Genomic DNA, 18,414 nt, shown 5'->3' on the forward strand with positions numbered 1-18,414 from the left:
TTTATTTTTTGTGGAATTAAAGTAAGTTTCAGAGAGCAACAAGTATTGCGCAAAAAACAAATTGGATCTTCTCTGAGGTTTTCCAAACAGCTAACACACATGTGCCATCGGCATCCCTTGAGGGAAATAAAATGTTTAGTTAGCTATTTGAAAAACGAATATCCAATTTATTTTTGTGCTGTCTCTAAACGTAATCTGGAATTAGAACTTAACGACCTTTTCGTAAAGGCTCCCTTCCGGGGTTTGCAATTGGAGGTAGTATACTCCGGCTGGGTAGCTACTCAAATCCAATTCGTTGTTATCTATTTTCTGCGAAAGCAAGAGCTTGCCATTAACATCGGTCAGGCGGATACTTTCAACAATTACTTCTCCGCTTTCAATTTTCAAGGGGCCGGTTGTTGGGTTAGGCAGTACACTTATGTCATTTGCCCAGGCAGGTGTATCTGTATTCGTAACACCTTCTACCAAAGTGACCGTTTGCTTCGGAGCCGTAGGTAATTGTTGCTCACTGAAATTGATCAAGGTTACGTCTTCTATAACGATAGGAACCATCACGTCGACCAAGCCACGGAGGATGACATCTTCCATGATGATGATCAACTCGCCAATCGTGCCTTCACCGCTCATCTCTTGGCCATCTGTGCGAACCATCGCCACTTCTACCCTACCCTGTGCAGGGTAATCGTGATACATCAGTAGTAGGTTGTCATTTTCTATTCCTAGCCAGCCATCAGCATTGATTTGCAAGGAACCAGGCGTAATCATTTCCGCAGGATACCGAATAGAAAACGCTATACCGTAAGCATCATTCACCTGTTCGTCAGGAACACCCAAAATGATGGGTAACCTTGCTGTGGCACCTGCTTGTACGGTATCAGCCTCTACAAAGAAAGGTGCGCCTGTAAAGAAGTCTTCTGGGGTGCCCGGAGCAAAATTTTCCGCTTCCAAGCCCCAGTTCAATGACAATGCTAAGGTATCAAGCCCGTTTACGATGCCATCACCATTGGTATCGGCATGCCGGTAATTGACCTCAGAAGCTGGCGTTTGCGCTGCCCATCCTTCTGCATATTGGGCCAACCACTGTAGCGACGGATTATTACGTACCGCTCCTTCGCTACCAAAGCCTAAACCTATAGGCAGTAAGTCAAGGTTATTGGCTATGCCATCATCGTTCGTATCACCCGGCCATACCAAGCCGTCAGCGCTAATGGTAATTTCTCCATTGACAGCAACAAAAGGCAGCAGCATATTGTCACGAATAAACTCGATAGCGGTAGGCTGTCCAGAGAAAATCACCCCAGCAGGGCCTTCTGTAGCTTGGGCCGTAAAGCACAATTCAAAAAGTGGTGTTCCTTCCGGCAAGCTTACTGATTCGGCTACATTGCCAATCCAGGAGAAACTCAGCGTGCCATTTTCTGCAATAACATTGAAGTTGCTTTCTTGCAACCATGGTAGATTATCCAAGATCACTAGTTCATCAAAAATCAGGCGATTAGCATCCCAATTGATGCTAAACTGCATACCAACGATTTGTGAAAACTCAACCGCTTCTACCGGTACACAAACAGTAGCTCCCGGCTCTACACCAGCACTGGCAATTCGTAGGCTGGCTAGCTCTGGTGCTTCTCCATCAATGATAATCGTACCTGCTTCTGTCTGTATAATCGGGTTTTCGTAATTAGCATCAACGGCTTCCACCGGTAAAACCACCGTAGAAAAATCAATAGGGTAAGTACCTGCTTCGCCAATTGCAGTAAAGCAAACCTCTGCAAGCACAGCCTCGTTGCCAAGGCTAATTCCTGTGACATTTGTGTTGCTCCAGAGCATCCGCAAACGGCCTTGTCCTTGCGCTTCTGCCAAACTTCCAAAGCTCGATACCGTTAAATTGGGGAGATTCAGCGATTGTACACCCGTAAATTGCAGGGCCTCCTCATCCCACGTCAGGGTAAGTTGATGGCCAATTAAGTTTGTAAAATGATTCGCCTTCAATGGAACACAAAATTGATCGCCGATGCTCACATTGGCATCACCAACCAGGAAGCTAAGGTCACCCATGGTAGTAGGATCATTGAGCTGCAATTGTGCGCCCGTCGTCGTAGCAGAAATAACATCGTTACTGGTAGTGATTACCTCCAGTGGTGTAGGTGAATTGGTGAAAACAACGTTCGTTGTAGCACTAGCTGTACTGCTTACCTGTAGACAAAGATCAAAGAGTACACTATTATCCGGAAGGCTCTCGCCATTAATCAAGTCAGAAGACAACCAGGAAACTGTTAGCAAGCCATCCTCTACCAGACCGGTACCGAAATTACTCGTCGTAAGCCCGTTTAGTAATAAATTATCAACACCTGTGTAAGTCAGTAAATTTTCGTCCCAGCTCAGCGTAAATTGCGTGCCGTTGATGGCCGTAAACTGATCGGCACGGACAGAAAGGCAAATATTCTGCCCAACAAACAAGCTACTGGTCGCCGGTGTGAGAAAAAACGCAGGATTATCATCGCTACAATCCACAACTATTCCGTCTATTGTAGAAGTACAGCCAGAAGCGCTCGTGACGGTGACACTATAGCTACCATTATCCGGAACAGTAATCGCAGAAAACTGGTCGCTCACCTGAGTTTCACCAGTGCTCCAATCAAAGGTATAAGGGCCATCAGCATTGTTCCAAATTACAGCAGTGATATCGGCGAAGTAAGTACCATCCACTGAACCACATTCGATGTTATAAGCAAGGAGCATCTCCTCGCTGGTAATGGTGTAGCTTTCGGTCGCCGTACAACCAGAAGCGTTATTCGTGATGGTTACGGAATAGACACCGTCGTCAAGATCATTGATACTATTGGTGATAGCTCCGTTTGACCATAGAAAACTATAGTCATCTTCCGATAGCAATACTTCAATACTACCGATTGATTCTCCGCAGTTGTTTCCTGTCACCGTCGCGTCTACCGTAAAGGGCGTTGCCAGTAGAAAGTTGGTAAAAATAGCAGAACATCCTGCTCCATCTGTAACGGTAACCGTATAAAAACCGGGGTTTAGATTGCTTGCCGTTGCTGTAGTTACACCATTCGACCAAAGGTAGGTAAATGGCCCTGTGCCACTACCCATATCAACATTAATCGTCAGTACACCATCATTGCTATTATCACAAGATGGGGTCACGATGGTGAAGTAGCCTTGAATATTGCTCAATCCTTGCACTGTTGCAGTTCCACTGACACTACAACCCAAGGTGAGGTCTGTCACTGTTAAACTATAAGTACCAGCAAGAAGGTCAGACAAGTTGGCCGCTGTACTTCCATTACTCCATAAGTAACTATACGTACCAGAACCACCACTAAGGCTGCTCGTTACTGCGCCGTCGGGCATACCTCCACATTCGTCCGCATCTACGGCCAGTGTGAGGTCAAGTCCAGCATTGGAAGACACGTAAAAGTCGCCATTGACGGTATTTCCACTGCCATCTGTTAGAGCCAATTGGTAAACACCACTGTTTAGCCCCGTAATTTCGGCGGTATTTGCATTAAACCCTTCCGGGCTGGTCCATTGGATAGAAAATGGTGCCGTTCCTGATGGCGCAATATTTACACTCCCCAGATCAGGGTTATTACAAGCTTGCCCGTATAAGCAAGCACTGGTAAGGCCAGGAAAACTAGTGGTCGAAGCCACCGTAGGGTCAACTACCGCATGGAGAAAATAGTAATTATCTACCAAGACACTTCCCTCTTTGATAATCTCTACAAGGAAATCATCCGGGCTACTAATGCTTAAAGCCGTAGCAGAGGTGGCATCTACCCGCATCCGCAGGCTGTAGAGTACATCATTATCCTGAAGCGTTAAGCCATCAAGGTTTGTCTCGACAAATAAAAAATTGAGTTTTCCCTGGTTCAACTGAGCTGGAGCCAGGTTGAAATTTGCAGGCGTAAAAGGAAGCGCAGGATTGTAAAGAATCTCTACAAAACTCAGTTCCTGAGGGTTCCAGTTTTGTTGATACTGTAGCGCGATTATTTCTTCGAATTGGCGCACCGTTACATCAATAGTGACGGTATCTCCCGTTTCGGCCTCAACGGATGAGAGGACTAGTCCAAAACTACAATTGTCTTCCTGGGCACTTAGTGCCAGAAAACAAAGAGAGTAGGCAAATAGCAATAGAGGTCTTAACATCTTTAATATTTTATGGGATTACTTGTATTTGAAATAAAAAAACAGTGAAATCGAGCTATTCTCAAGTCGATGATACAAATGTAGTCTCAACTAGTATTAAAAAATGCTACATTTATCTTTGATTATAGAATTTAAAAAAGCCCTAAAGCATCATAAACAGCTAATTATCAATTTTTTATTTTAAATAAAAATAGATGAAGAATATACTTCTCATACAAGTACTTCAACAATTCTCACCTGTACAAATAAAATCTTGGTCTGACTATTGTCAATCGTCTTATCATTTGACGAATGTAAACTTACAAAAGCTCAGTCAAGTGCTTCAATCACATATCAACCAACGTGGTAGTACCATACTAGACAAACAAGCCACTTGGCAGCAACTACATCCTGATAGTGCCTATCGGGCAAGCACTATGAACAATTACCTGTCGGATTTACTACAGGCGACTTATGCCTTCTTAGCCCACGATGAACTCCAAAGAAAGGAAGACACTTCGTTTCCTCTTCAGATACAAGCTTTACTCGACCTTGGTCTTCCGCTTGTTGCACAACGCATTCTAAAAAAATGGAAAGGTAAATGGGAAGACCACCCCGAACAAGGAGCTACAGCACTGAATATTCGCTATCAGATTGCCAGTTTCGAGGATACCATAGAGCTGCTGGCCTCTAAACGAAAACACACAACGGCGCTACAAAGAAAGAGCCAACTACTGGATCAGTACTATACGCTTGAACAATTGGTCAACTATTGCAATATGCTTAGTCGCCAACATATTGTTCAGGGGCAGTATGACCTCCCCTACCTGAAGGAAATTTTCAGCAAAGTCGAGACCAGCGATCAATCATTACAGTTCCAATCGGCCATTAATATCTATATGGCACTTGCCCGATTGTTACAATCTGAGAATGATGATGCTTCCTTTCCTTTCTTAGAAGAGCAGTTGGAAAAATATCCGGACGCGCTCCCTCCCGCAGAAAAACGGACGGTCTACAATTTCCTACTCAACTACTGCGTCCAACGCATCAATTTGGGGGAAACCCATTATTACCAAAAGGTACTGGCCATTTATCGTAGTCTTTTGGAAGAACAATTACTGTTGCAGGATCAGCGGATTTCTCAATGGACTTATACCAACATTATCACCTCTGGCAGCCGTCTAAAAGCTTGGGAATGGACAGAGAATTTTCTGGAAACTTATCGTGCCTACCTCCCCGCCCAAGATCAGTACAATGCCTACCATTACAACTTGGCGGCACTGCGTTATGAACAAGCTAATTACGACATAGCGCTACAGGGCCTCCACCAGGTAGAATTTACTGATGCTTTTTATCACTTGGGTGCGAAATCCATTCAGCTGAAAATATATTACCAAAAGGAAGAGACATCCTCCTTTCAGGCTCTGCTTTTCGCCACTCGCCAATTTGTAAGCCGCAATCGCCAATTGAGCAGCCTGAAAAAGAATGCTTACCTCAATTTCCTCAAGCTCATCAAGCAGTTATTTGATTTGCGCTATGAAGCTAGATACTGGAACTTGGAAAAACAACAACACCGTATTCAGAAATTACAAGACCGACTCAGCAATAAGGCATATACTGCCAATTACAAAGATTGGTTAAGCCAGGAGCAAGAGAAACTGTTCGAGAAAAAGGAGTAAGTGAAACCCTATCTAATATCACAAGCTAGTACTTTCTTCGCACCATCTTTTGTCATCAAAAAGCCGCGCAGTTCATCACCTACTACTACTGGGCCAACGCCAGCGGGTGTGCCCGTGTAGATGTAATCCCCCATTTGTAACTTAAAGTACTGTGAAACGAAGCAGATAATATCCTGAAAAGAAAAGAGCATGTCTTTCGAGAAACCATGCTGCACGCGTTCGCCATTTTTCTCCAAATAGAACTCAATATTTGACAGGCCCGGCAAAGTATCTAGGCTTACAAAGTCACCAATGACGGCAGAGCCATCAAACCCCTTGGCTAATTCCCAGGGTTGTCCTTTGGCTTTGAGTTCCGATTGCAGGTCTCGGGCAGTAAAATCTATCCCCAAGCCAACTTCCTGGATATAATCAAGCGCAAACTCAGGTTGAACATGGCGCCCATTCTTCCCTATCTTCAAGACGATTTCTGCCTCGTAGTGCAAATCCTTTGTGAACTCAGGAAAATAAAAAGGTTTGCGGTTGACCAACAGCGCCGAAGCAGGCTTCATAAATACCACAGGCTGTGCTGGCACTGGGTTATTCAATTCTTTAGCATGCGCGGCGTAATTACGGCCGATACAGATTATCTTCATTCTTACAGGAATTTTTTCATACGTAAATGGATAGTAAACCCATCTCCGTTCAAGATGGACAATTCAGCTCCTAATCGTTGAGCTCGCATTCTGAGGTTGGCCAAGCCCTGGCCTTTCTTCCCTTTTTTGGTCGTGTTCTCTCCATCTCCTACTCCATCATCTTTGATGAGTAATTCAAAATGATTACCACGATTCCCCATCCATATATCAACATGCTTGGCTTGAGCATGCTTCGCTACGTTATTGATAGCTTCTTTGTAGATAAAGTAAATATTTTGGCGAATATTAGCAGGAATCGGGCCGTCAGTCTCCATTTGGTGCGTCTCCAGGTGATAACGAATTTCAATGGGTAAAAGCACCTCATCTGCGTGTTCCTCCATCCTGTTGATCAACTCTCTAAGTCGATCTCGGCGAGAGTCAATCGACCAAATAACATCGCTCATTTTTGACATGGCACGCTGGCTGGCTTGTCGGATATTTTGCAGCTTCAAATCCAGTGTTGGCTCGTTGATTTGCGACCTCAGCAATTCTGACTGCAAAGAAATCCCGGCCAATAAGCCGCTAACTTCATCATGAAGGTCGCTGGCCAGCTGTGTTCTTAACCTTTCCATGCGTAGCTTTTCTTCTAGGCGATAGCGTAAAACACCATAAACCAAAGCTGCAAGAAACAATACCAACACCATTAAAAACCAAGTTCTTTTGTAGAAAACTTCTTTCACCGACATATTGAGTACCAGCGATTGATTTCCCCAATTCCCATTAGGGTCTGCGCCTTGTACATAAATCTTATAGTCCCCTGATTTGATATTATTATACCTCAAACTCCGATCACCTTTCAAGTAGATCCACTCCTGATCTGGATCATCACCTATACGGTAACGAAACTGATTATTGGCCGTAGGCGTATAAATCGGCAAAGCAAAATCAAAACTGAAATAAGAAAAATGAGGCTCGATAACAAGCGAAGGGTTCTCCAAAAGATTTGCCGATACAACGATAGTAGAGTCTAGCTTACTATTATAATGAGAAAAACTCGTCAGCAGCACCCGTGGAATATCTCTACTCACCAGCAGCTCATCCTCTTTAAATGCGTTAATCCCATTTACTCCACCAAAATAATAATGTCCATCTTCTGCCTTAAGTGCAGAAAACCGATTAAATTCATTGTGGCTTAAGCCATCGATCTGAAAAAAGCTGCGGGAATCATCTCGTTCAGGTGTAAAATAGGACAATCCGTTATAGGTGCTTACCCATAAAGCCCCCGGACCGCTAGGCAAAATACAGGCTATCGTATTAGAAGCCAAGCCATCTTTTGTCGTATACGACTCCCAATGGCCTGTTGTTTGATCATAAGAAGAAAGACCATTGAGTGTACCTACCCAAAGTGTATTATCCCTGTCTAAAAACAGTGAGAAAATAATATTATCTGCCAGTTTAACAGATAGTGCATCAGGTGCATTGGTATCACTTCCGCGAATAAACCGCTGCCAACTGAGATCGTTTCTATTTACTACAAACAAGCCTTGCTCGGTACCCACCCAAATCGTCTCTGCATCAATCAATATGTACCTAATGTAAGTTGCCGAAAAAGGATTCTTCCCCTGACTATCAACAAAGCGTTTAAAGACCTGCTCTTCCTTATTAAAGAAAACTAAAGCCCCTCGGTTTTCACTTGATCGCGCACCAAGAATAAAGTTGTCGTTATCTAGCTGTGCATAGGCGGTAAAAGCATCAGGATATTCAAAAATGTGGTTATTACAGTTCTCCAAATCATACTGATGCAGGTATCCAATCCGGCGGTCCGTCCCATCACCAGTAACGCCCCACAAGTAACCTGTTGTATCATACCAAATACCCTGACAATTATTGTAATCAAGGAAATTACCGTACTTGTCATGTAAACGTATAGTGTCAATCAGGTCAGTAGAAGTATCTANCTTATACCAAGCTAGCACCTCCCTGGAAAAGTAAATATTGCCATCCTGATCAGTACAGATTCCTCGCATGGAGTACCCCCGTTGATCCTCCCCAATACGCTGACTTATGTAACGCTGTAATCGTGTGGTGGTATTCTGCACCACTTTTAACCCCGTATCTGTACCAATAAAAATAGTCCGAAAAAAGTCCTTGCTATGAAGACTCAGTATATAATTACCCACTTCAAGTAAATGGCTAAAATCAAAAACCACACCCTCTTTACTCAGACAAAAAAGTTGCGTGCTAAAAGGGAAATTACCATTGATGTCGGCTTGCGAAAAGATCAAATTACCACTATTATCCTCCCATATATCACCATAGTCATGTTCTGCGGAAATACCACTGTAAAGTTGCAGGCTATCCGTTTCTCCCTTGAGATTAAACAAACCTGGAATATTTCTGAAAGCCAGCCAGATTTTTTGGTTCTGATCCTCATAGAGAATCGTTAAATCTTTTGCATTTAATGATTGGCCAGCTATTGTTTGATCATTGTACTTTACTTCCTTGGTATCTGGTCGCCAAGTCCGTAAACCATGTTCTTCATCATATAAGACAACCTTTCCACGGCTATCCACGAGAAGGTCTATAAGCGGATATTGTCGATCCCAATGTTCAAATAATCGACAAACCTCTGTGAACGACTGTAAATCATAGTCATAGACCGATACTGCTGTAAAATTATCTGATTTAGAAACGACAAAAACATTGCCTGCTCCGTCAACAAAAAAGTTCCTGGCCTGTCCTTCAATTTGCAGTGTCACTTCCACTTTCTTTACCTCGAAACTCTTAGGGTCGAAAATATCAAATGACGAATAAAGGTCTTCGAAAAAAACAAGTAATCGATTATCCGGAGACTGGGCGATGTCTTTTATATTTGACTGTGAAAGGCGGTTTATCTGTGGTATCTTCTGGCTATTAGAAAAGGTAACAAATTCGTACCCATCAAAACGGTTAAGGCCATTTCCGGTAGCGAGCCATATCAGGCCCAATTCATCGACTTCAATATCACTAACCAAACGATTCGAAAGCCCCTCGCGGATTGCATAAGCATCAAAAATTAAGCCCTGGGCAGAGAGCACCCAGCTGTTGCTCAGGCACAGTAAAAGACACAAAAGGGCCAGCGGTGTGTCCAAAAAATGCATCCTTGATTTTCTAAATATCACCATCGAGTTTCTTCCGTATTACCTCTGCTTTACTGTTCACCTGCAAGGTTCGGTATATTTTTTTGATATGATCTCTTACGGTTTCCACAGAGATAATAAGCTTATCGGCAATCATTTTATAGCTCAACCCATCTGTCAGTAATTCTACAATTTGATGCTGTCGTGGTGTAAGTACGGGGTTAGCCGTAGCACGATCAGGAGGTGCAAAATGCTGAATCACCTTTCGAGCAATTCCTGGCGACATGTAAGATTCACCTCTCGATACCATCGTTACGGCTTCCCGTAAAATAGGTGGGCTCGCTTTCTTTTTTGAGATATAAGCTACCGCTCCAGCACAGAGCGCTTTGAAGATATCATCCGAACTATCTTTATTCGTTAGCATGATAATATCCAAATTTGGTCGGCGCTCTTTGAGGTAACGAATCCCTCGCAAGCCGCTCATTCCTGGCAAATTGATGTCCAGTAATAAGGTCGTCAACTTGATATTGGGCGTTAAATCCTCCAACGCGTCTTCAAGCGTTTGTGCTTCGAGGGTAATATCAATATCCGGATTACCCGAAAATGTTTCGCGAATGCTTTGCAGCATTAATCCTTCGTCTTCGATAATGCCTAAATGAATCATTGTTCAAGGGTTTCAATGGTGATCAATCAAGATAAGATCGCTGTCATTCTAAGCTCGCCTCTACACAAGAAAAGAACTTGAATTTAAACGTTTCTTATCCTGAATCGATATTGTGCCCCAAATTACGGAAAACTTTAACCGTTTTTTGGTAATGAGAGCGCTGGCAACTATGTTTGTATGTCCTGACCCGGCTAACTCACTGTTAGCGTCACCAAATTAGTAAGTATTATGCTAAATGCAAAAATTGCCGGTATCGGCTACCACGTTCCTGACAATATTATTACCAACGACGACCTGGCAAAAGTCATGGACACCAATGATGAATGGATCAGAGAGCGTACCGGTATTGAAGAACGGCGTTATGCTACCAAACACAAAGAAACGACTACAACCCTGGGGGCCAAAGCTGCCGTACAAGCCCTCGCCGACGCAGGTGTAGATAAAGAGGAAGTAGACTTCATTATTTTTGCGACCCTCAGCCCTGACTATTATTTCCCTGGATGTGGGGTTTTGCTACAGCGCGAACTAGGCATCACCAACACCGAAATCGGCGCGCTAGACATACGTAACCAGTGTTCTGGATTTATTTACGGGCTTTCTATTGCTGATCAGTTCATCAAAACCGGCATGTACAAAAACATCCTCCTTGTAGGTGCTGAAATGCATTCTATGGGCTTGGACTTCAGTACTCGTGGACGAAATGTGACTGTTATTTTCGGTGATGGTGCTGGCGCTGTGCTGCTGCAACCTACAGAGGAGAAAAACCAAGGTATTTTAACGACCAAGCTCCATAGCGATGGCACCTACGCAGAGAAGCTCGCCTTCATTAACCCCGGAGCTCACGGCGGCTATCACCATGAACAAGCTGGGGAAGAATACGACTATGGTTACCCTGACACCAATCAATACGGGGAGATGTTCATTACTCCTCGGATGCTTGAAACGGGCCAATACTACCCAAATATGGAAGGCCAGTTTGTATTCAAATTAGCAGTACGAAAGTTCCCCGAAGTTATCCACGAAGCGCTTACGGCTGTAGGCCTGAAGACCGATGACATTGATATGCTGGTGCCTCACCAAGCCAACCTTCGTATTGCTCAATTTGTACAAAGAACGCTCAAATTGCAAGACAATCAAGTTTGGAACAACATCCAGAAATACGGCAACACCACGGCAGCCTCTATTCCTATCGCGCTGGCAGAAGCTGTACAGGCAGGCGCTGTAAAGAGAGGAGACCTCGTTTGTCTGGCTGCTTTCGGTAGCGGTTTCACATGGGGATCAGCATTGATTAGGTGGTAATTTAAAGTCGGAGTTTGGAAGTGGGAAGTGGGAAATATTTAACGCACTTCCCACCCTTAATAAGGTGTAAAGGTTGGAAAAGTATAAGGGTGTAAACGTTGGTTATTTCTCGCACCCCGCACCCCGCACCCCGCACCCCGCACCCCGCACCTAAAATTGCACTCCGTAGCCTGCGCGAGGCAGCTTCAAATACCAAGCCCTCCAGAAATTTCGTTGTTAGCACGAACCAAAATTACCTTGTTCATGCGTATCCTTACTTTGAGCTTATTCTTATTGCTGTCTATTCCCTCTTTTGCTCAGGGAGACCCTGCCGCGACAGAGGAGCAATATGAATCCTCCTACGAGTGGAGGGTACGACAGGAACGACTTTTCGGCGTTTACATTCCCAATGATCTAGGGGAGGTTTTCAATCAGCTCAACCAATTATCAGAAGCATCGGGAAGAGAAAATTTCCAACGACTCAGTGAACAAGGCGCAGCTACCAAGCCTTTTTTCGGACTAGGCCGATGGATGTCTCATAACTGGGGCTTTTACGGAGGTTCAAGGTTGACCGCCTACCTCAATCAACTCAACCTCTACCACCCCGACGATATGACACGTTTTCTATTGGTGATGTACCATCGCCATCTCAACAAAAAGCCCCTTGATCCTCGCCCCGTTGTAGAAGGACTCTTAAACCTACGCCGGGAGCAAGAACAGCAACAAGTACTGGATAGAGGCGAAATTATCTACGAGGAAAGCAGAACACTCGACTCCATCCCTGGTGGGAGGTAAACAGTGTAAGCGTTAGAAAAGTGTAAAGGTTGGTTATTCGGGGTTCAAACATTACGGCCACAACTGTTCTTACTTCGTAATATGCCAATAAAAAGCCCCTTCGAAAGGTATTTCGAAGGGGCTTTTATAATAACTACAACAGCTACTTCATTCCATCGTAAACGTCCATTACGGCTTTTACGTGCTTTGAAGAAGTATTCATCAATTCCTGCTCGTCTTCGTTAAGATCAATTTCCAGGAGTTGCTCGATACCGTTGGCACCCAATTTCACAGGTACGCCCAGGTAAACCTCATTTTGATCGTACTCGCCATTGAGTAAAGTACAACAAGGGAAAATACGCTTTTCGTCACGTACAATAGCTTCTACCATTTGAGCTGCTGCTGCGCCTGGTGCATACCAAGCTGAAGTCCCCATTAACTTAACGAGTTCGCCGCCACCTTTCTTGGTGCGCTCAACAATAGCATCGAGGCTTTCTGCATCGATCAGCTCCGTTACGGGAATACCTGCAACAGTAGTATAACGAGGTAATGGTACCATGGTATCACCGTGGCCACCCAGCAAAAGTGCCTGAATATCTTTAGGCGAAACGTCTAGTGCCGTAGAAAGAAACGCACGGTAACGTGCAGTATCCAGAATACCAGCCATTCCAAAAACCCGGCTGCGATCCAAACCAGAAGCTGTATGAGCTGCATAGGTCATCACATCCAATGGGTTAGAAACGATGATGATAATAGGATTAGGAGAGTATTCCATGATCGACTTGGTCACACTCTGTACAATCTTAGCATTGGTAGCAATAAGATCGTCACGGCTCATGCCTGGCTTACGAGGGATACCCGCAGTAATAACTACGATATCAGAATTAGCAGTATCAGCATAATCATCCGTACCCATTAGGCGGGTACTGTAATAATCAATAGGAGCTTGCTGCCAAGTATCAAGGGCTTTTCCTCTTGCGGTATCGCCAACAATATCCAGGAGAACTACTTCTTTTACAAGATCTTTGTGGGCTAGAACGTTTGCGCAGGTAGCTCCAACATTACCGGCACCAACTACGGTTACTTTACTCATGTTTCACTTATTGGTTTTTTCGGCTTTACTGTTTTTTTCTAAAAAGAGCCGATTGTTTGTTGTTTGCGCGGCAAACATAGCGATTTTTTTGCGCTTTGTTCAGTCAAAGACCAAACATTTGGCGTTACCTTAAATAGAGTCTGCTGGATATTTTCCTATTTTTGCACTCTATTTAGATAAAAAAATATTTACCATATGCGTCTACTTATTATTTTTGTAAGCTTCCTCTTTCTAGGTAGCTCCAGCCTCGCTGCTCAGCAGTTGTGTGGCACCCACCCAAACAGTGAGGGTTTTGACCTTCAGACGAGTCGCCTACTCAACAACTTGAGGGCTGTTAAGGACGGTGTTCCTACACCAAGAGATGTAGCCTTTGTACCTATTCGCTTTCATGTTGGTGCTAAAAATGATGGTAGCGGGCGCATCAGTGTAAGCAAAGTCTTGGATCAACTATGCGAACTAAACGAAGACTTCGCCCCCTATGACATTCAGTTCTTCCTCGCTGGAGGTAGCATCAATTTCATCAATAACACTACCTTTTACGAAAATCATAGCGCCACGCAGAACAGTGTTATGTCCATCCAGAAGGATTCCCGTGCACTGAATGTTTTTATCGTTGAAAGCGCAAATACTGGCAACAACCCAGGCGACGGCGTAACATTAGCCTACTACAACATTCCCCGCGATTGGATTGTAATCACGAAAACGTATATCCGTGACAATGATGCAACCTTGTCTCATGAAATCGGTCACTTCTTCTCTCTTGAACACACCTTTAATGGTTGGGAATGTGGTGCCTATAACACAGAAAATGTTCCCGCGCCTACAAGCCCATCATGTAATTCCCCTGCCACTGAGCGGGCCAATGGCACAAATTGTGAGACTGCCGGAGATTACATTTGCGACACCCCTCCTGACTACAACAACGGCCTCGGCTGGAGCGGATGTGATTTCACCGGCAATGTACTAGATCCTCAAGGTAATGCCATTGATCCCGATGAGCGTAACTACATGAGTTATTTCCTGAGCTGCCCAGATGATGAGTACTACTTCTCTGACCAGCAGAATGCAGCTGTTCAGCAAGATTTGAACTCTTTCTCCAGAAATTACCTGCGCCTTGACCCTGTGCCCACGGTACCTGTAATTACGGAAACGACAACGCTTAACTATCCTGTTGAAGGAGAAACTACCGACGCCTTCAATCACGTCAACTTCCAATGGGATGCAGTGCCTGGTGCAACAGCCTACTTTTTGGAAATCGACCGCACGGCAACATTCTCTATCAGCCCTATTCGCCTGATCGTTTACGGAAATAGCAAAGTAATTACGGAATTGGATGCAGACCGTAACTATTACTGGCGCGTACGTCCTTTCAATGCCATGTCTGGATGTGCACCAACCAGTGACCTTACCTCTTTCAGAACAGGCATCGGTGAGACCAGCACAGAAACACTAGATTTTGTCGAAGCATTCACCGTTTCTCCCAATCCTGTATTTGGACAAAGTGAACTCCAAATTCGACTCAGCAGCGAAGAAGCGTTCAATGGCCAAATCGAAGTACTTGACATTACTGGCCGCCCTACCGGCGTTCAACGCCAATATGATTTCACAACCGGTGACCAGCAATTGAATCTTAACATTGATCGCCTTACCAGTGGTATTTATCTTTTACAGATTACTACTAACAAAGGAAGATTAACTCAAAAAATAGTGGTTGCCAATTAAAGTCAGCTAGCTTGCAAAAACTGCCCTCTTTCAAAACCACGGAAGAGGGCAGTCTGTTTTAGCCCAAATCAACGCTCAATTCTATGCAGTTTATCTACAAAGCATTCTATTCTTTTTTATTGATTAGCCTACTCTTACCACTAGGCAGTAATGCACAAGAACTAGCTCCCTGTGGCTCCAATATCGGTGTAAGCCCCTGGTTACGAGATTTCCAAAACCGAATCAACAGCTCCTCTCGTACCGATGACGTAATTTATCTACCCCTTCAGGTTCATCTAGTCGGTAACGATTTAGAAAATGGGCACATGTCAACAAAAGCTGTCTTTCAGGCCTTTTGTACGCTTAATGAAGATTTTATTCAGGCAGATATCCAATTTTTTCTAGCCAATCCCATCAACTATATCAATAATTCAGCCTATTACGAACACGAATATGATGCTGGTTACGATATGATGGCTGAAAACAATTACCCCAATGCTATAAATTGCTATATCGTAAACGACCCTGCGGGTAATTGTGGCTATTTCTTCCCCGGTGTAGATGGTATTGCTTTATCTAAAAGTTGTACTGGTCCTTATGACCATACATGGGCACACGAAGTAGGTCATTTTCTCTCTCTACCCCACCCCTTTTATGGCTGGGAAGGTGAAAACCATAACTATAGCCTACCCGCCCCCACACAATGGGGAGGCTGGGAAGTAGAGAAATTGGACGGCAGTAATTGCACCTCCTCTGGCGATGGTTTTTGTGACACCCCTCCTGATTACCTCAACTACCGCTGGAACTGTAATGGTAATGGCCTGTCAAGTACTGTTCAGACAGACCCCAACGGGGAAACTTTTGTTTCAGACGGAACGCTTTTTATGTCATACTCCAACCCTTCATGCAAAAGCACCTTTTCCGACGATCAAATCGCAGCAATGCGAGCTAATGTAGAGGAAGTACGCACAAATTTATTGACTATTCCTCCGGTTGCTGAAGATATTATCATTGCTGATCAAGAGAATATTAATCTTATCACGCCTGCCGCCGATGAATTGGCAGAAGGTGATCCTGTTACCTTAACATGGGAACCCGTACCCGGTGCCACGCACTACATCGTACAAGTAAATCCTTTTAACATCTTCAGTATTATTTTTGAAGAGCAGGTCGTGATGGGCGCAAGTGTTCAAGTGAGCGGCTTACAGCCCAATCGTACCCACTACATACGAGTCAAGCCTTTCAATATTTACAATACCTGTAGTGATTTTACGTCTTCTTCCAGCTTTGACACAGGCATCACCACTGCTACCAATGAATTGCTCCCAGGAGAATCACTGGTCATTGCTCCAAACCCCGTATCAGCTGGCCCAATAACCATCAGCCTAAAGACAATCACAAGTGGACAGGCTAATTGGCAACTTATTGACAGCAGAGGAACCCTACAGCAACGCGGCAACTTTCGTACCAATATAGGAATGCAAAAACAAGTATTGGATATCACTGACTTGCCAGCAGGCCTGTATTTTATTCAATTACAACTAGAAGATCGTCAGACTGTTCGCAAGTTGATCGTTCATTAGATAATTCCCAAACACGCTTTAAAACAGGGGGCAGAACAACCATTGTCGTTCTGCCCCCTGAATTTAGAAGATGGTTTCCACCATCCAACCTTCATGACATTTCGATGCTCCTGCCTACAAGCCAAAAGCAGCTTTAACCTGATCAACATAATCAAGTTTTTCCCAGGTAAAGGTCTCTACTTCTATATTTTTTACTTCGCCGGAACCACTGACCATACGGACTGTTTTGGTTTCGGAATCGCGCCCCATGTGACCATAAGCTGCGGTTTCACTGTAAATAGGTGTACGCAACTTTAGACGATTTTCGATAGCATAAGGACGCATATCAAAAATTGCGTTAACCTTATTAGCAATCTCGCTATCACTCATCTCTACTTTGGCAGTACCATAGGTATTGATATAGATATTGGTGGGCTTAGCAACGCCAATCGCATAAGAAACCTGCACCAGAATCTCATCACAAACGCCAGCAGCTACCATATTCTTGGCTATATGACGAGTAGCGTAGGCCGCAGAGCGATCTACCTTCGAAGGATCTTTTCCTGAGAATGCGCCACCACCGTGTGCCCCCTTACCACCGTAAGTGTCAACGATGATTTTACGCCCCGTCAAACCAGTATCCCCGTGAGGGCCACCAATCACAAACTTACCTGTTGGGTTAACGTGATAGGTTATTTCATCGGTGAAAAGGGCTTGTAATTCAGGCTTCAACTGTGCCTTCACTCTAGGGACAACGATATTGATGACATCCTCCCGGATTTTCGCCAACATCTTTTCGTCTTCACCGAAAGGATCATGCTGGGTAGAAACCACAATCGAGTCGATACGCTGAGGCTGGTGGTCATCGCTGTACTCTATGGTTACCTGCGACTTGCTATCGGGGCGTAAATAGGTCATTTCTGAACCTCCTTTACGGATAGCCGCCAGTTCCTGCAAGATCTTGTGAGAAAGATCCAATGCCAACGGCATATAGTTCTCTGTTTCGTTGGTGGCGTAACCAAACATCATACCCTGGTCACCGGCCCCCTGATCTTCAGGGTTTTGGCGTTCTACGCCCTGGTTAATATCGGGTGACTGCTCGTGAATAGCTGATAGTACACCACAGCTGTTGGCCTCAAACATATACTCCGACTTGGTGTAGCCGATGCGTTGAATGACGTCGCGAGCGATCTGCTGCACATCTAGGTAAACATTGGATTTAACTTCACCTGCAAGCACGACCTGGCCAGTGGTTACCAATGTTTCACAAGCCACTTTGGATTGTGGATCAAAAGCAATAAAGTGATCGACTAAAGCATCGGAAATCTGATCTGCAACTTTATCGGGATGTCCTTCGGAAACAGATTCTGAAGTAAAGAGGTAAGGCATATTCTGATATTTTCTTTCGCTTACAATGGTCCGGAGGGTGATGTCCTTGTTCCGGGCGCCGCAAAAATATAAATTATTTACGGACAATAACAGTTAAGGACCAGCTATGTTCTATCATAAAAAAAGAAGCTTATTAATTCCTAATATTTAGGAAAAAAGTTATATTTGCTAACCTTATTTTTATAGCCACATACTTTATCAAAGTTTTAGCTTTAGCTTTTACTTCCCTTATCAAGAAGTAGTACCCTTCCTAATCACTTAGGGTTTTAGTGGTATACAACATTGTCCAATCGTCTAATCCACTGTCAGCCAGGCTGATACAGTATTGTCATTACTGGTATTTTGCGGTACCTTTTCAATACTGGTTTTTGAATTATTGCACTGAGACGACTTCAAAAGGA

At 44.2% G+C, this 18,414-nt stretch carries 11 protein-coding genes; 5 read left to right on the forward strand and 6 right to left on the reverse strand.

Annotated elements, in window-relative coordinates; all coding sequences use genetic code 11:
- Window positions 1-201 precede the first annotated feature (201 nt).
- A complete protein-coding gene (locus tag A3EU_RS0119150; protein ID WP_020537812.1) occupies window positions 202-4,164 on the reverse strand; it encodes a cohesin domain-containing protein in 3,963 nt (1,320 codons plus the stop codon).
- 194 nt (window positions 4,165-4,358) lie between these two features.
- Between A3EU_RS0119150 and A3EU_RS0119155 the strand changes: the two genes are divergently transcribed.
- Complete coding sequence (locus A3EU_RS0119155) at window positions 4,359-5,822, forward strand: hypothetical protein (protein ID WP_020537813.1); 1,464 nt, start codon at window positions 4,359-4,361, stop codon at window positions 5,820-5,822.
- 8 nt (window positions 5,823-5,830) lie between these two features.
- On the opposite strand, the gene A3EU_RS0119160 is transcribed toward A3EU_RS0119155, so the two are convergent.
- From A3EU_RS0119160 to A3EU_RS0119170, 3 genes are all read right to left on the reverse strand, one after another.
- A complete protein-coding gene (locus tag A3EU_RS0119160; RefSeq protein WP_020537814.1) occupies window positions 5,831-6,454 on the reverse strand; it encodes a fumarylacetoacetate hydrolase family protein in 624 nt (207 codons plus the stop codon).
- Between the two features lie 2 nt (window positions 6,455-6,456).
- Window positions 6,457-9,597 carry a sensor histidine kinase gene (locus A3EU_RS0119165; protein ID WP_083937488.1) on the reverse strand — a complete coding sequence of 1,047 codons (3,141 nt, stop codon included), beginning with the start codon at window positions 9,595-9,597 and terminating at the stop codon, window positions 6,457-6,459.
- Complete coding sequence (locus tag A3EU_RS0119170; RefSeq protein WP_020537816.1) at window positions 9,584-10,216, reverse strand: response regulator; 633 nt, start codon at window positions 10,214-10,216, stop codon at window positions 9,584-9,586. The genes A3EU_RS0119165 and A3EU_RS0119170 overlap by 14 nt, the downstream gene beginning before the upstream one ends.
- A gap of 228 nt (window positions 10,217-10,444) precedes the next feature.
- Between A3EU_RS0119170 and A3EU_RS0119175 the strand changes: the two genes are divergently transcribed.
- Both A3EU_RS0119175 and A3EU_RS0119180 read left to right on the forward strand, forming a co-directional pair.
- Entirely contained in the window at window positions 10,445-11,515 is a 1,071-nt protein-coding gene (locus tag A3EU_RS0119175) for a 3-oxoacyl-ACP synthase III family protein (RefSeq protein WP_020537817.1), read from the forward strand.
- Between the two features lie 243 nt (window positions 11,516-11,758).
- The gene (locus A3EU_RS0119180) at window positions 11,759-12,289 is read left to right on the forward strand and encodes a DUF6794 domain-containing protein (protein WP_020537818.1); all 531 of its coding nucleotides are present in this window, start codon (window positions 11,759-11,761) and stop codon (window positions 12,287-12,289) included.
- A gap of 142 nt (window positions 12,290-12,431) precedes the next feature.
- On the opposite strand, the gene mdh is transcribed toward A3EU_RS0119180, so the two are convergent.
- Complete coding sequence (gene mdh, locus A3EU_RS0119185; protein WP_020537819.1) at window positions 12,432-13,361, reverse strand: malate dehydrogenase; 930 nt, start codon at window positions 13,359-13,361, stop codon at window positions 12,432-12,434.
- Window positions 13,362-13,556: 195 nt separating this feature from the next.
- Here mdh and A3EU_RS0119190 point away from each other — a divergent pair, with 195 nt between their 5' ends.
- A complete protein-coding gene (locus A3EU_RS0119190; RefSeq protein ID WP_020537820.1) occupies window positions 13,557-15,083 on the forward strand; it encodes a zinc-dependent metalloprotease in 1,527 nt (508 codons plus the stop codon).
- 83 nt (window positions 15,084-15,166) lie between these two features.
- On the forward strand, window positions 15,167-16,645 hold the full coding sequence (locus tag A3EU_RS0119195) for a T9SS type A sorting domain-containing protein (protein ID WP_020537821.1): 1,479 nt from the start codon (window positions 15,167-15,169) through the stop codon (window positions 16,643-16,645).
- 114 nt (window positions 16,646-16,759) lie between these two features.
- On the opposite strand, the gene metK is transcribed toward A3EU_RS0119195, so the two are convergent.
- Window positions 16,760-18,013, reverse strand: a complete 1,254-nt coding sequence (gene metK, locus A3EU_RS0119200) for a methionine adenosyltransferase (protein WP_020537822.1) — start codon at window positions 18,011-18,013, stop codon at window positions 16,760-16,762.
- Window positions 18,014-18,414 lie beyond the last annotated feature (401 nt).

Origin of the sequence: Lewinella cohaerens DSM 23179 (assembly GCF_000379805.1) — a bacterium.
In the GTDB taxonomy this organism is placed as follows: Bacteria; Bacteroidota; Bacteroidia; order Chitinophagales; family Saprospiraceae; genus Lewinella; species Lewinella cohaerens.